The following is a 15,651-nucleotide window of genomic DNA, read 5'->3' on the forward strand; positions in this document are numbered from 1 at the left end:
TATATTAGGTCAAGATGACGCTCCTGTTATTGATATTCAAACAGGTAGTGCGGCTGAAGACACTATTACGACAGTCACTGGGCAATTGAACGCGACGGACGTAGATAACCCTAATTTAAACTTTATTGCAGAAACGGTGTCAGGCGTGTTTGGTGACTTGACAATCGATAGTGCAGGTAATTGGACTTATATTTTAAATGAAGGGGCTCAAGCGCTAGCTGATGGAGAAACTCAATCAGACATACTTACGGTTAGACTAAATGACGGTAACAGCACTTCAGTTACGATTAATGTAACAGGTGCAGCTGATAGCCCAATTGCAGTTGAAACCTCAGTAGCTACAGATGATTCATCGACGTACACCTTTGGCTTAGGTGACTTCCCTTACACAGACGCGGAGGGAGATACACTCGTTGCGGTAAAAGTAAGTGCGCTACCAAGTGATGGTCAGTTGCAGCTCAATGGCAGTGCAGTAGTTCTAAATCAGGAAATTTCGGTCGCAGATATTACGGCTGGTAACTTAGTTTATATTCCTGATAGTGGTATCACTGCATCCGTATTGGACGTGATTCAAGTCCAGTTGAGCGACGATGGCTTAACCTTTGGCAACATTGTGCCTCTAAACATCAATGTTTCACCGACGGTAGTAACGGCAACTCAAACTATTAAATCAACCAAACAAATGGCTGTGGCTATGGATGAAGAGCCATTAGCAGCAGCTACGGCAGAGGCTACATCAGGAGCTACTACGGACGCGATTTATGGTGTGGATGCCAACCTAAATGAAACACTAGTTTCGACAGGCGCTGTTTCGCATAGCTTATCTGGCAGTGGTGTAAATGATATGACGTCATTTAATACCGCCGCTCATGGCACGGTATTTAACATTCCAAATATGGACACCTTGGCAAACGTAAGTGATGTGAAGATTTATGAACTCAACGCTCAGTTACAAGGGCCTGGAGTGGGCATGGCTGACAATAATGCGCTCAACATTCCAATGCACAAACAAGGCATTATATTTGGTGGTCTTGGTCCAAATGACTACTTTAGTGCGGAGCTGACTGGAGTTGAAGGTACAAGCCATTCTCAAAATCTCAATATCGTGAAGGTTTCAGGTGGGACACCACAAGTGCTCGCAGAACTTGAGCCTTATGAATATTTGAGAAATGGTGCAGAAAGTTTGAATGTTAAAGTGAATGGGGACAATGGAACTATCACTGCAACTGCTGGCTTAGCAGAAGTTGTGGCACATGTTGACCATGTGCCCGCATTGAAAAATGTGGCGCTATTTAGTGACAACATGCCAATTGCCGATGTATTTAGCGGAGTTGATGTTCAAGAGTTTAATGCTTATCAGTATCAGCTTAACGTCGAACCTTCGCTTTCGCCTGAGGTCAGCTTGGCTGATTTAGATGTGGTTGTTAAAGGTTTGCCTAACTCTTTGAACATTGAGTCTGGTCAAGCAACGACTAATGGTGAATGGAGGTTTGACGGATTTGATGCACAAACAGTGTCGTTCGAGTCGCCACATAGAATCGATAATTTAGAAGTTCAAACAAGCTTAACTAATAGTGCAGAATTAAATTCTTCTACTAAAATTATAAGCTTAGTGAACACAGATAAGCCAGTTACGGCAGTTGACGAGGTCGAAGTATTTAAGCTACTTGCGCACTCAGACATGGATGTAAATAGTTTCACTTTAGAGAACTTTGATGGCAGTACTGGCTTAGATGGAGCGTTAGATCATCTCGATTTAACGGACTTACTTCCTGACGCGGCAGTCAATGAACAAGATCCATTAAGTAATTACTTATCAGTATCGGTTGAAGGGCAAGATACCAAAATTGTTGTTGATGCAAATCAAGACGGCAATATTGAATCTGAAATCACCTTTACCGGTGTTGACTTACTGGGCATGTATGGCGGCAATGATGATGTAGTGAAGACGCTTCTTGACCAAAGTATTGTCAAAGATAGTTAATTATTAACAACAAATAGATGGTGAGCTCCAAGTTATGGGGTCTGGAGCTCACTGTCTATAGGCGTACTTAATGACGGCAAAAAAAAGTTATACGGAAGAATTAGACTTTCAAGCTGAGCGTGATGACCCTTTGCTCAACTGCTTGATATTCATGGCGAAGTATTTTGCTAAGCCTTTTTCTGCACAAGCTCTAACCTCGGGGTTACCACTAGAACACGGAAAATTAACGCCTAAGTTGGTGCCTCGTGCCGCAGCTCGTGCGGGAATGGATGCACATTTATCTAAAAAACCGCTTAGTTCGATATCCGAATTACTCTTACCTTGCATACTTTTATTAAAAGACGGCCGAGCTTGTGTGTTGCTAGAGTCTGAATCAGACAAAACAGCCGAAGGTAGTAACAACGCCACCAGTGCTAAAATAGTTTGGCCAGAGACCTCCGGTGGTGAAGATGAAATAACCATGGCGGAGCTCGATGAGTTATATGTTGGCTTTTGCTTTTTTATTCGTAAAAAACACAGATTTGATCAACGCAGTGAACAAACCTTAACAAATGCAGAAGGGCATTGGTTTTGGTCTGTAATGAAAAAGTCGTTCCCTATATATCGTGACGTCCTTATTGCCTCCTTGTTCATCAATTTATTTGCTATTGCATCTCCTTTGTTTGTGATGAATGTTTACGACCGCGTCGTGCCTAATTTAGCCTTTGATACACTATGGGTTCTAGCCGCTGGTATGCTACTAGTACTAATTTTGGACTTCGCATTAAAAGAAACTCGATCTTATCTACTCGAATTAGCCGCCAAGAAGGCCGATATTTTATTATCGTCAGAAGTATTTTCCAAAGTCATAAACCTTGAGCTATCAAGCCGTCCGCAGTCTGTTGGGGCGTTTGCTAGAAATGTGCAAGAGTTTGACTCAATTCGCGAGTTTATAACGTCGGCAACGGTAGCTGCTTTTGTCGATGTCCCATTTGCCGCACTGATAATTACCATCATTTTTATCGTTACTGGACCAATGGCATTTATTCCAGTGGTGGTGATTATTCTCATGGTTGCGTACTCCATGTATATGAAACACAAGATTCGCATTGAAGTAGAAAAAGGTGCGCGTTTCTCAATGCAAAAAAACGCGCACCTCATCGAAACGCTCGCAGGTTCAGAAAGCATCAAAATAAACAGCGCGGAAAGTCAATTTCAAAGTAAATGGGAAGAGTTAGTTGGTCATATTTCTGATTGGAATTTGGGTATCAAACGATACAGCTCTCGGGTCTCCAGCATGACCGCTTTTTATACTCAATTGACGTCAGTGATTATTATTGTTGTCGGTGTCTATCAGATCATGGAAGGTAACATAAGTATGGGCGCTCTGATTGCATGCGTCATGCTAACAAGTCGTGCGCTTGGACCTTTTAGTAGTATTGCGTTATTAGCAACTCGATACAATCAAGCTGAGTCGGCATTTAACACCCTCGATGAACTGATGAATATGCCATCCGAGCGTTATGATAAGTTCCTACACCGACCTTATATTGACGGTTCGGTTAAGTTTAAAAATGTCGACTTTACCTATCCGGGAAGTGAAACGTCGGTGTTGAATAATGTGAATTTTCAAGTCAAACCGGAAGAAAAAGTCGGAATTATAGGTCGGATAGGTGCGGGCAAATCATCAATCGAAAAACTGTTACTCGGCTTATACAAACCGAGTGGTGGTGCTATATACCTAGATGAAATTGATATCAAACAGATCAACCCAGCAGATCTAAGACAAAAAGTAGGTTGCCTGCCACAAGACATAAATTTATTTTATGGATCAATCAGAGACAACATCACTTTGGGCGTACCTCATGTTGATGATGATTTAGTACTGAGAGCTGCTAGAAATGCAGGCGTTACCGCCTTTTCGGATACTCACCCTGAAGGGTTAGATAGACAAGTAGGCGAGCGTGGCGCTTATTTATCTGGAGGTCAGCGACAGTCTGTCGCATTGGCACGTGCTTTACTTTTTAATCCACCTATCCTGGTATTAGACGAGCCGTCGAGCAATATGGACAGCTATTCTGAACAAAACCTCAAACAAAACCTTAACACCTTAATCAAAGATAAAACGTTTATTTTGATTACCCACAAATTCAGTATGTTAGACCTTGTCGACCGAATCATCGTCATGGAGCAAGGGCAAGTTGTGGCTGACGGACCCAAACAACAAGTTCTCCAACAGTTACAGAATAAAGGCCAGGAGAAGCGTCGATGAGTAAAGGTGACATCAGCCAAAAGCAACTCAAATATATGAGTGACATTAATGAGGCATTGTTGCTGACGAGCCCGCGTAAGTCTCAGCGAGTTTTATATATTGTTTTGCTAATCATAACTATTGGCATTATTTGGGCCAGCGTCGCTGAAATAGACGAAGTAACGGTTGGTACAGGTAAGGTAATTCCATCGCAACAAGTTCAAGTCATTCAGAATTTAGAAGGTGGTATTTTAAAAGAAATTGCGGTTTCCGAGGGCGACAAAGTCGAGGCCGGGCAAAAGCTACTCAGTATAGACAGTACCCAGTTTTTATCTGAATACCGTGAGCAGGCGACTCAGAGTGATAGTTTACAAGCGCGAATTCATCGGCTGCAGTCACAAATAGAAAAAGTCACTGTCATGTCACAAGAGGATTTGAAGGCGCTTTTGGAAAGCGACCAAAGCTTACCACTCAATTCATTTTCTAATGAACTCGATATAGGTGTTGTTGAACAACAAAGGGCGTTATTCAAAGAAGAGATCAGTGGTTTGTATGACAGAACCAGTATTTTGATGCAACAAATCAACCAGAAACAAGCGGAATTAGAAGAGCTAAATTCTAAAGTCTCCTTTTTGGAAAGAAGTTATGAACTGGTTAAAAAAGAAATAGAGATTACGGTTCCATTAGCTCGTAACGGCGTCGTTTCTGAAGTCGAAGTTATCAAATTGGAGCGTGCAGGTAACGAAGTAAAAGGCGAACTGGAAGGTGCTAAATTACTCATTCCTAAGCTTGAGTCGGAAATAAAAGAAGCTCGCGAAAAACGCCGTGAGCAGTTTTCTAAATTCCGTACCGAAGCCCAAAAGGAGCTAGCCGAAGCGCAAGACAAGCTGAATAGTCTAGACGAAGTGTTAGTGTCGCTTCAAGACAGACTTGAACGGACTACAGTAACGTCACCTGTTAACGGAACGATTAAGACGATTAAAATCAACACGGTAGGCGGGGTGATTCAACCGGGAATGGACTTAATTGAAATCGTTCCTGTTGAAGATAGCTTGCTGGTTGAGGCCAAAATTGACCCAAAAGACATTGCATTCTTGCGACCTGGTCTCGATGCCATCATTAAATTGAGCGCCTATGATTTTGCTATTTATGGCGGCTTAAAGGGCAAAGTGGAACATATCAGTGCAGATACAATAAAAGATGAAAAAGACGAAAGTTACTACTACATTAAAGTGAGAACAGAAGAGAGTTATTTAGATAAGAATAACAAGCCGTTACCTATCATGCCAGGGATGACAGCCAACGTAGATGTCATTACAGGTAAGAAGACTGTTTTGGATTATTTACTCAAACCTATTGTACGCGCAAAACACAATGCAATGCGTGAAAAATAGCGATTAAGCTAAAATTAATTTACAAAGGATAAGAGCCTATGAAATCAGTGAAGCCTTTTCAAAAGATTGTGTTAATTTGTTTGGCAGGTGCGATGCATAATGCGTCAGCTAAGTCACTGGAAGAAGCCGTAGCACAAGCTCTTGAAATCCATCCTGAAGTTAGAGCTATATTTTACCAGTACAAGAGCCTCGAAAAAGACGTCGAAATTGCAAAAGCAGGCTGGTATCCAAAGGCTGACGTGTATTTAGAGTTGGGTATAGGAACGCGAGACAACGTTCAGTCAAGAACAGGACGAGAAGATGAGGACATTGAACCGGTTGAGTATGGCATCACCATAGAACAAATGTTATTTGATGGCTTTTTTACGGAAGAAAACATAAGTCGAACCAAAGCAGAAGCAAGAGCTGAATTTTTTACTTTACTTTCTGATGCAGAGAATACGGCACTAGACGTCACTCGAGCATATACCGGGTATATCGCAGCAGAGACGTTGTTAGAGCTTGCAGAGCGGAATCTTGCTTCACACCAGGAGATCTATGGCCAAATTGAAGAGCGAACAAACAGCGGTTTGGGATCTCAATCAGACTTATCACAAGTGGGTGGGCGTCTCGCTAGAGCCAACGCTAACTTATTAGCGGCTAAAAACCAGTTACAAGACGCGCGAGCGGCATACTTTAGGTTAGTCGGCGAAGCACCGAAAGACTTAGTTATGCCAAAGCCAGATATAACAGGGCTGCCAGAAAATCGTGACTCCTTGATTGAAGTCGCAAAAATGGAACACCCAACAATCATTGCCGCAATGTCAGACGTTAAAGCAGCACAACATCAAATCGATGGTAATCGAGCCAGCTTTTACCCGAACGTCACATTGAGCCTTGAGCACTCCTCTACTGACTATAACAACGGTGGAGATAATTATGTCGATGAGTCAAAGGTATCGCTAAACGTCACCTATAACCTATTTAATGGTTTTGCCGATACCGAGCGAGAAAAGAAAAGTGTTTATCAAAAAGAACAAGCGCTAAACCTAAGAACATCGGCAGAATTTCAGGTAGTGGAAGGGGCCGAGTTTGCTTGGAGTAGTTACCAATACGTTCAAGAGCAGCTCGAATATTTGAAACAACACGTCGAGTTTAGTTATAAAACACTAGAAGCTCACAAACAACAGTTTACTCTTGGTCGTCGAACCTTATTAGATTTACTCGATACAGAAAACGAATTATTTGAGGCGAGAAAAAGTTATGTTAATGCCGAGCAAACCGCACTTGTTGCACATTATCGTATCTTTAATGCCATGGGCACTTTACTAGATAACTTAAAAATTGATGCTCGAGATTACCAAGTTTTAGGAGAGAAGTAATGACGAATAAAACGTTTAATGTGCTTATCATAGCTCTTGTTTCTTCCTTTGGGTTGAGCGGATGTAAAACAACAATAGATGATTTGGATAGATGGCGTCAGCTTCCAGTAGAGAAGCGTGAATTACTAGTGGATAACGACGATGACGGAGTAATTAAGGCTCGTGAAAAGTGCGGTGAAACCGAGTCAAATTTATTGGTTGATAACGATGGTTGTGAAATAGAGCACCAAAATGAAACAGACTTAGAGCATGATGTGGAATTTGATCAAGGATCTCTGGCTTTGAGCTCGTCTCAGAGAATATCTTTACAAGAGTACCTATCAGGGCTAGCGATAAACAAGCAGTGGCAGTTCACTGTTCAGGGGTATACCAGCAAAGCAGGGGACTTGTTACTGAATGAGTATTTGGCTAAAGAACGTATTAAATCGGTGGCTGAGTACTTACAAAGTCAAACCGGTGTCCCTTTGCAGAATATAACATCGCAACTACTTGACGGTGACAAAGTAGCTGAGTTTGATAATGCTAAAAACTTTGCAGTGGAAAACCCGGATGATAAAGATCAGGATGGTGTACTGGATGAGGTGGACCAATGCGGAAACTCAGGGTTTACCATCGAAGTTGATGAAGTAGGTTGCCCGATAATGGAAAACCAAGAAATATCAAAAAATGTGACGGTTCGTTTTGAAGTCGATTCTAGTGATATTCAAGAAGTATATTTACCGTCGGTCAGGGAAGTCGCTGAGTTCATTAATAATTACAACGCCAAAGAAGTAAAAGTGGTAGGCCATGCATCACTTACAGGTGATGCCGGTTATAACTTGAGTTTGAGTGCCAGAAGGGCAGAGGCAGTAGCTGATTTACTAGCGAATGAGTTTGGCATTAATCGTGACTTTATTGAAGCATATGGCCGAGGCGAAACCCAGCCTGTTATGAATGAAATAAGTGACCAAGCCAACGAACTGAACCGAAGAGTAGAAATTGTACTATCAGAGACGCTAGAAGTGGAAAGGAAAAAAGATATTAACCTGCTTGATGCGAATGCACTTAACCGTCGAATTACGGTTATTGCACAAACATCTGAAATGGCAAGCAAACGCAAATGGAATATCTTCTTAATGGAAGAGCTCGATTTTGCAAAAGAAAATGAAGTGAATTCGCAAGAGGCAATCGAAGAAGCTAAAGACGCAGGTTGGTAAAACGATTAAGCAACTAATAAATGTTAAAAATATTTGGTTTACTAACCACGCTAGTTTTATTGAGCTATTCTTTTATAGGGCTCTCCAAGGGGGAGTTGGACCTAAATAAGCTTATAGCCTTTACTCGTGAAACCTACGATGAGGACGCGGTAAAGCGGATGGTTGCCTGGCGAAAAATCATTGCTGAAAAGCAGGGGTTGCCAGAAAAAGAAAAGCTCAAAGTAGTAAACCGTTTTTTTAACTACTTCGAATTTGTCGACGACATAAAACTCTGGGGTAAAGAAAATTATTGGGCGACGCCAATCGAATTTATTGGCTTGCGTGGAGGCGACTGTGAAGACTTCTCTGTCGCCAAATACTTTACCCTTTTAGAGCTTGGGGTGCCAATTGATAAACTCAGACTGATTTATGTCAAATCAATTACCCTCAATCAATTTCACATGGTTCTAGCCTACTATCCTACCAAAACCGCTGTTCCGCTTATTCTAGATAACATCGATGGCGAAATTAAACCCGCTTTTAAACGAAAAGATCTGGTTCCGATCATTTCCTTTAATGGTAAGCAGTTATGGGTAAATAAACAAAAAGGTAAAGGCAAAACCAGTAGTTCAGGTAAGCGTCTAAAAGATTGGGATAATTTAAGTAATAGGTACAGTTTAGATGCGTTTAAGAATTAAGCTTATAGTTAAAGTACGAGGTTCCGATGACAATATTTAAAGAATTGTTGGTCGTTATATTGATTACGTTCTGCATCAATTTGATGGGCGTGTTATGGCTGCAATTTGACTCGACCAGAGATTACTTAGTGTCTCAACTAGAGTCGGATCTCAATAACGTATCAACGTCACTAACCATGGCTATTTCTCCACACTTGGCTAGTGGAGATGAGGTTATGATCGACTCAACGTTACATGCCTATTTTGATGGTGGTTTCTATCAAAAAATTGAAGTAACTATGTATGAAACGGGCGAGGTGATTGTTAAAGAGGCACCAACTACAGTGGAAGGTGTCCCTCAGTGGTTTATAGATTTGAACTTTTTAAGAGTTCCCTATATTGAAAATGAAGTAACGAATGGTTGGAGTCAAGTCGGTAAAATATTTGTAAGTGGCCACCCGGGCTTAGCCTATAAGCAACTATGGGACTCGTTTGTCAGTACTTGCCTATGGCTTACATCATTAGGGGTATTAGTATCTGGTGTGTGTGCATATGGTATTAATATCGTCCTCAAGCCATTAATTCGAATCCAACAAAAAGCGCAGGAAATACAAGAACACTACTTTGGTGACCCATTACCACTTCCTAGTACCAAAGAGCTTCGGGATGTAACTGAGGCAGTAAACCAAATGAGCTTTAGGCTACAAGAACAGTTTGAGGAAAAAGCGCGGTTACATGAAAAGTTAAAGCAGGCGGCGTTTATTGATTCGATAACAGGCTTTGGTAATCGTAGTTATTTTGAGCGAAGACTTAACTCTTGGATAATGGAGTCTTGTAATGGAGTCCTTATTCTTATTGAAATTGATGGTCTAAATGACTTATCTCATGAAGAAGGCTGGATGAAACGAGATGATGCCCTCGTGGTCATAGGTCACTTTATTGATAATGTGTTTGAGGGTGAAGAAAAAGTAACTAAGTGTCGAGTTTCAGACCATGAGTTTGCCCTAATTTTAGAAGAAACAGAGTTAAGAAAAGCCGAACAAAAATTAAAGCAACTGAGTACTTACTTCAGCTCACCAGAAATGCGTGAAATGTTTAAATCAAATAAAATATTTGTGTCTGGCGGGGTGAAGGTTTCTCATCGTGCAGATAAGTCTGACATTCTTGCGATGGCAGACCGAGCTGTGCAAGAAGCTCGTGAAGGCTTCAGTGGTATTAAAATCATAGAAATGTCTCCTGACACGGGACATATCCATACTCGTGAAGAAATCAAAACCGGCATTGAACGAGCTATTGCGAAAGATGCATACATTTTTATCAATCAACCTGTCTTTACATATAAACAGAAAGACCCAGACCATTTCGAAATATTCACCAATTTGCAGTTGGAAGATTTAACGAATGTGACTGCAGGTACCTTCGTCTCGGTCTTAAATGAATATAAATTAGGTACAAAATTCGATAAGCGTGTCATTCAATACATGATTGATTATGCAAAGAAATCAGATAACGGGCCTTTTGCCGTTAATATCAGTACCTCGGCCTTACAAGACCATCAGTTTGTGGTTTGGCTGTATAACAAGCTTAAACATGAGCCTATTACTAAAGAAAAGGTTGTCTTTGAATTTAATGAGGACTCGATCATTAATGACAAGGAAAATACTGAAGAAATGTGCCGTTATTTAACCGAACTCGGTGTGCGTTTTGGTATCGATAGGGTAGGTCGTCATTTCGAGTCTTTAGCATATTTACAGCGCATTCACCCAGACTATGTAAAAGTGGACCATAGCTATACCGAAATTGCGGTAAACAACCAACAAGATGCTTACTTTGTCGGCTCTTTATGTACGACCATTCACAACCTAGATATTAAAGTAATCGCGACACATGTAGAAAACGAGAAGCAACTAGAGTTATTAAAAGACTATCACTTTGATGGCTTCCAAGGTTATATAGTTAAACCGACTAAACTCGAGGATTTATAGTTTTTGGGCTTGGTAGAAAGGCGAATTTAAACTAAAAACTATGCTATATGCTATATGCTATCTGCTATCTGCTATCTGCTATCTGCTATCTGCTATCTGGTATCTGGTCTCAATTCGATAATTGGCGTTGATGTAGTTTAGTAAAAGAGTTTGGGTAGAATATGGAAGTGCAGCAAAAACGACATTAAGGGTGACCGTGCCAGTAAGAACAACCGTGTCAATCGTTGAAGAAGTTAAAGTCGGAGTAAGAGCGAAGTAAATCTAAAATAAATGTAAGGCAAACCAATAGACTACCAGCTTGCCGTTACATTTAGCGGGGGTTAAAACGAGGCGACGACTTTTACGTCCCCTGAAGCATCACCAGAAATATAACCAATGGCACCTGGAGTGCTGGCTACCTTTGCAATAACTGCAGCGTCACCTTCAACCTTCTCAGGTGGTGTTCCTTTCCCAGTAAAAACCAGCTTTGACCAATACGCTTTTAGCTGACTGGCAGAGCGACTTAGCACTTTGTCATTAAACTCAGCTGAGGCCGGCGAACCTTCTGCTTGGTCAATAGGTACGACAGACGTTCCGTTAGGAAAAGATTTGGCTTTACCTAAAAAGATACGTGAAACTGTGCTCTTATCTAAATTAGAGTCATTAGACGGGTGCACAATGACGTTGACCGCGAAGGCATTGGAACTGGCCAATGCCAAAATTAATGCGAGTGTTGTCTTTTTCATAGGACCTCCCATTAAAATACAATGTCGATAGCGGCAGAGATGACATCGGCATCGTTTGCATCGTTTAAGTCATTGTCTACGGCACTGTACTGTACTTTAAATGCAGCTGATGGATGGAAGTCGTAACGGAAGCCAATCGAGTTAATAGTGTATTCGTCTTGATTGATACCATTGACCAAAGCGCTTGTTGCGGCCTGGAGTGGGAATCCGTCAAACTGAGAGCCTACAGGTGGTATGACGACGTTTGGCATACCTTCAGCTATCGAGGTATTGGCATCCGCTTCAAATGTTTCCATCGAAATATATGGCATAAACTTAAAGTTCACTCGGTAACCAACACTTAAATAACCGGCATTATTTTTTTCTTGACGGAACGAGTTGTCTGTACCGTTTGATGAATATTCACCAATGATGGACCAATTTTCGTAATCAATATTAAAACCACCACCGATAAAGGTACCATCGTCACCATCCATTACGAGTTCTGAAATCGCACCTGGGCTAGCACCAAGTAATGTTGCGAGTCCTGCAAAGTCTTGTACAGGACCAACCGGAATCTCAACCTCACCCGCAATGTAAGTTACATAACCACTAAACCAGCCCTTGCTGAATGTAGTCGCTAAGCCATACATATTATTGAGAGTACCACGAGTAGGGAAAGTGTCTTCAAAGAAGGTATCCTCTAGCTCACCGGCAATAAAGTTAAAGGTAAAGTCCCAGTCACCAAGTAATTTATTATGGAGGATACTGACACCGTCATAGTTACTAAATGGTAAGTTGTACATCGCTTGTGAAGGGCGGACCCAAGGATAAGCATAACCAACATCTAGGTAATCTGAATAGAGATAAAACGGCAGGCGTAAACGACCAGCCCTCAAGGTTGTGTAGTCACTTGCTTCATACGACAAATAGGCCCATGAAAACTTTGTATCAAAGTCATCACTGCCTTCTGAAACAATTTGAGCTGTTGCTGATAATCCATCACCAAGATCTGCCATCGCCTGCAGAGCAAACAAAGACTCATTACGGAATGACATGTCGTTGTTATAACCCTCAAACGTTTCATCGCTATCGAGAGTTTGACCAACGACAAAAGATGCAAAACCGTTGAAACGGATATCTGCATGGGTCGAGAAACTCACCGCCGACATCGCCGCTAGGCCAAGTGGTAAGCCAAATTTTAATACTTTTTTCATAGTATCCCGTCTCTTTGTTGTTTAGTTCTCTCAAAGTGTAGTAAATGATTTAAAATTTGCTTTTAAAAACAATAAAATCATAAAAAAAAAGCCCGCAAAGTGCGGGCTTGGAGGTAAAAGAGTGCGCTTTGTGTACATAATGACACTCTTTTTAAAGCTTTGTTTTAAACAACAGTCATGAACAGGTTTAAAATTTTCGAGTCAACTTATTGTCTAATTTGGCCTTCGCCAGTAACTACAAATTTTTCTGCTGTTAGTGACTCTAAGCCCATAGGTCCGTATGCATGCAACTTGGTCGTCGCGATGCCAATCTCAGCACCTAAGCCTAGTTGAGAACCGTCAGAGAATCGTGAGCTAGCATTAACCATAACAACCGATGCATCAACTGCTCTTTGGAACAGGTCTGCGGTTTCTTTGTTTTCAGTCACGATTACTTCAGTATGGTGACTACCAAAAGTATCAATGTGCTCAAGAGCATGTTCAAACGAACTAACCGTACGAACTGCAATTTCTAATCCCAAGTACTCTTGACCAAAATCAGTATCAGGTAAAAGAATAGGACTTAAGAAAAAGCCGTGAGACTTTTGACAAGCGTTAACCTTAACGGCCTTTTCTTGCAGCATTTTGGCCGCAAGAGGCAAGAAGTCGCTCGCAATCTGCTCGTGAACTAGAAGTCCTTCAAGGGCATTACACACACCTGTACGTTGTGTTTTACCGTTCTCCAAAATCTTTAAGGCTTTGTCAAAGTCAGCATCTTTGTCGACATATAAGTGACAAACTCCTTTGAAGTGCTGGATCACAGGGATTTTACTGTTGTCACTGACAAATTTAATTAAGCCTTCACCACCGCGTGGAATGACCAAGTCAATCGATTCAGTTTGTGAAATTAGTTCCAAAACAAGTTCTCTTGCTGGGTTATCAACTACCGACACAAGCTCTTTTGGTAAATTGTGTTTGATTAAAGCAGCGTGCATTGCATCAGCAATAGCCAAGCTAGAATGAAGTGCTTCCTTACCACCACGTAAAATAACGCCATTACCTGATTTGAAACAAAGTGCACCAGCATCAGCCGTTACATTTGGTCGTGATTCATAGATCATACAAATCACACCAAGTGGTATACGCATTTTTTCGATTTCTAAACCATTTGGGCGTGTGGTGACACTTCGGCGATTTCCTACCGGATCGTCTAGCTCAACGATTTCCTTAATACCCGTAACCATATCGTCAATGCGTTGCTCGTTTAGCGTCAAACGGTCAACAAAAGCATCGTCTAATTCCATTTCCTTGGCTTGGGCTAAGTCTTTTTCATTCGCCGCTAAAATATCTGATTGCGCCGTTTTAATTTGTTGTGCCATTTCTAAAAGAACAGCGTTTTTGTCTTGTTCTGACATGATCGCCAAGCGTTTTGATGCTGACTTGGCTTTAGTTGAAATTTGTTCGATATAGCTCATTAGGCCTCCTGTAAAACGGCGATGTTATCTTCTTCAATCAATGACTCAATTGTAGGAAACGAATGGTCATCAGGCGTTTGCTGATCTGAAATAAATGACATTAAACAACTGCTGTAATTTGCAACCGCTTTAGCCAACCGAGTGCCGTCTTTCGTTTTTACCAATACCGTATCACCGATATTAAAGTTTCCATTTACTTGTATTAGATGATCACTAGATAAATTCTGATCATCATCCAAAACTTGACCAGCCCCAGACTGGTCTACGATGATCTCGCCTTGAGCTCGAGTCGTATGAGTCAACCAATGCAAATCATCCTGCATCGGAGTTTTATAAGGGGTAAACATAGTGCCTGGGTTTTCACCTTTGACTAATTTGGCAAAGGTATCAGCTTCAAACCCGTTCACTATATAAGTGGTAATGCCATGCGCAGTGGCTTTTTCAGCCGCCTCTAGCTTGGTTAACATGCCACCGGTTCCAGTGGAGCTAATGGCGCCACCGGCCATTGCTTTGATGTTGCTGTTAATTTCATTTACAACACTAAGTAACTCGGCGTCTTCGTGTAACTTAGGGTTTTTGTTGTAAAGACCATTAATGTCAGAACACATTATCAATGCATCTGCATCAGCCGCAGCCGCAACCATTGCCGATAAATTGTCGTTGTCACCTACTTTTAATAAGTCGGTTGTAACGGTGTCGTTTTCATTCACAATCGGCAAAATACCCGCTTCAAGAGACGTTTCGACAGTGTCTCTGATACTTTGGTAACGCTCTTGGTCACGCAAGTCACCATGCGTTAATAAAATTTGTGCGGTTGGAAAATCGAATAATCGGTCCCAGGTCCCCACCATTTCAGCTTGACCAGCGGCGGCCATCGCTTTTTTCATTGCAAGAGATGGGCGTTCTGGGCTATCGAATAAATGACGACCTGCAGCGACAGAGCCTGAAGAAACTAACACCACATCTTTACCTTGTTTTTTACACTCAATAATAAACTGAGCGATTGGAAATAATTGGTGTGCACTACAACCTGAGCCGCTTGGTGCGATGAGCGCACTGCCGACCTTCAATACGATGCGTTTCCAGTTTTTCCAAGAGTTTGTATTCATTAAAAAATCCCGTTGCTCAAATTCGGTTTTAAATTATACAGATTAATACTTTGATGTCTAATCATTATTGTACTAAATGATATTGGTTTGCTTTATAGGTATTATTTAGCAAATTTATATCAGAACTAAATTAATCCTGTGAACGGTAGCTAAAAGCCTCACCCCTTCTTTCTCAATTGTACGTGGCTTGTGGGCTTGGTGTGAGTTGCTTGGAGGAAACATGTGCTGTTTGGCATAGGGTTTTTAATTATATTTCTAATTATTATTGCCCTAATTAAATGAGTGGTTAAATTTGGAGGGCTAGTAGTAGGTTGGTTTTGTTCTCAAACGATTATGGGAATGTAAAGTTAGGAAATTGGGA

At 41.3% G+C, this 15,651-nt stretch carries 11 protein-coding genes; 7 read left to right on the plus strand and 4 right to left on the minus strand.

What is annotated here, in order from left to right; all coding sequences use genetic code 11:
• The 7 genes from AC4E96_RS09070 to AC4E96_RS09100 form a co-directional block, all read left to right on the plus strand.
• Positions 1–1,984 (plus strand): VCBS domain-containing protein (locus tag AC4E96_RS09070; protein WP_490255594.1); only part of this gene is annotated, 1,984 nt, incomplete at its 5' end.
• 70 nt (positions 1,985–2,054) lie between these two features.
• Positions 2,055–4,235, plus strand: a complete 2,181-nt coding sequence (locus tag AC4E96_RS09075) for a type I secretion system permease/ATPase (RefSeq protein WP_488034109.1) — start codon at positions 2,055–2,057, stop codon at positions 4,233–4,235.
• Positions 4,232–5,608, plus strand: a complete 1,377-nt coding sequence (locus tag AC4E96_RS09080) for an HlyD family type I secretion periplasmic adaptor subunit (RefSeq protein ID WP_488034110.1) — start codon at positions 4,232–4,234, stop codon at positions 5,606–5,608. The genes AC4E96_RS09075 and AC4E96_RS09080 overlap by 4 nt, the downstream gene beginning before the upstream one ends.
• 38 nt (positions 5,609–5,646) lie before the next feature.
• Positions 5,647–6,969 (plus strand): TolC family outer membrane protein, encoded by a 1,323-nt coding sequence (locus tag AC4E96_RS09085; RefSeq protein WP_490255595.1) that lies wholly within the window; start codon positions 5,647–5,649, stop codon positions 6,967–6,969.
• Entirely contained in the window at positions 6,969–8,165 is a 1,197-nt protein-coding gene (locus AC4E96_RS09090; RefSeq protein ID WP_490255596.1) for an OmpA family protein, read from the plus strand. Before AC4E96_RS09085 ends, AC4E96_RS09090 begins: the two co-directional genes overlap by 1 nt.
• A 20-nt stretch (positions 8,166–8,185) precedes the next feature.
• Entirely contained in the window at positions 8,186–8,842 is a 657-nt protein-coding gene (locus tag AC4E96_RS09095; RefSeq protein ID WP_490255597.1) for a transglutaminase-like cysteine peptidase, read from the plus strand.
• Between the two features lie 26 nt (positions 8,843–8,868).
• Entirely contained in the window at positions 8,869–10,806 is a 1,938-nt protein-coding gene (locus tag AC4E96_RS09100; RefSeq protein ID WP_490255598.1) for a bifunctional diguanylate cyclase/phosphodiesterase, read from the plus strand.
• Between the two features lie 320 nt (positions 10,807–11,126).
• Here AC4E96_RS09100 and AC4E96_RS09105 read toward each other — a convergent pair whose 3' ends face one another.
• The 4 genes from AC4E96_RS09105 to proB form a co-directional block, all read right to left on the minus strand.
• Positions 11,127–11,531 carry a type 2 periplasmic-binding domain-containing protein gene (locus AC4E96_RS09105; protein WP_490255599.1) on the minus strand — a complete coding sequence of 135 codons (405 nt, stop codon included), beginning with the start codon at positions 11,529–11,531 and terminating at the stop codon, positions 11,127–11,129.
• 11 nt (positions 11,532–11,542) lie between these two features.
• Positions 11,543–12,727: a porin gene (locus tag AC4E96_RS09110; protein ID WP_490255600.1), complete on the minus strand. Its 1,185-nt coding sequence runs from the start codon at positions 12,725–12,727 to the stop codon at positions 11,543–11,545.
• Positions 12,728–12,933: 206 nt separating this feature from the next.
• Positions 12,934–14,181: a glutamate-5-semialdehyde dehydrogenase gene (locus AC4E96_RS09115; RefSeq protein WP_488033853.1), complete on the minus strand. Its 1,248-nt coding sequence runs from the start codon at positions 14,179–14,181 to the stop codon at positions 12,934–12,936.
• Positions 14,181–15,290, minus strand: a complete 1,110-nt coding sequence (gene proB / locus AC4E96_RS09120) for a glutamate 5-kinase (RefSeq protein ID WP_488033852.1) — start codon at positions 15,288–15,290, stop codon at positions 14,181–14,183. The genes AC4E96_RS09115 and proB overlap by 1 nt, the downstream gene beginning before the upstream one ends.
• Positions 15,291–15,651 lie beyond the last annotated feature (361 nt).

It is taken from the genome of Psychrosphaera sp. (assembly GCF_982872775.1).

What these genes read in the sequence shown, in the direction of transcription:
- AC4E96_RS09075 (WP_488034109.1), top strand. Translation starts at nt 2,055, where the DNA reads ATGACGGCAAAAAAAAGTTATACGGAAGAATTAGACTTTCAAGCTGAG.
- AC4E96_RS09080 (WP_488034110.1), top strand. Translation starts at nt 4,232, where the DNA reads ATGAGTAAAGGTGACATCAGCCAAAAGCAACTCAAATATATGAGTGAC.
- AC4E96_RS09085 (WP_490255595.1), top strand. Translation starts at nt 5,647, where the DNA reads ATGAAATCAGTGAAGCCTTTTCAAAAGATTGTGTTAATTTGTTTGGCA.
- AC4E96_RS09090 (WP_490255596.1), top strand. Translation starts at nt 6,969, where the DNA reads ATGACGAATAAAACGTTTAATGTGCTTATCATAGCTCTTGTTTCTTCC.
- AC4E96_RS09095 (WP_490255597.1), top strand. Translation starts at nt 8,186, where the DNA reads ATGTTAAAAATATTTGGTTTACTAACCACGCTAGTTTTATTGAGCTAT.
- AC4E96_RS09100 (WP_490255598.1), top strand. Translation starts at nt 8,869, where the DNA reads ATGACAATATTTAAAGAATTGTTGGTCGTTATATTGATTACGTTCTGC.
- AC4E96_RS09105 (WP_490255599.1), bottom strand. Translation starts at nt 11,531, where the DNA reads ATGAAAAAGACAACACTCGCATTAATTTTGGCATTGGCCAGTTCCAAT.
- AC4E96_RS09110 (WP_490255600.1), bottom strand. Translation starts at nt 12,727, where the DNA reads ATGAAAAAAGTATTAAAATTTGGCTTACCACTTGGCCTAGCGGCGATG.
- AC4E96_RS09115 (WP_488033853.1), bottom strand. Translation starts at nt 14,181, where the DNA reads ATGAGCTATATCGAACAAATTTCAACTAAAGCCAAGTCAGCATCAAAA.
- proB (WP_488033852.1), bottom strand. Translation starts at nt 15,290, where the DNA reads ATGAATACAAACTCTTGGAAAAACTGGAAACGCATCGTATTGAAGGTC.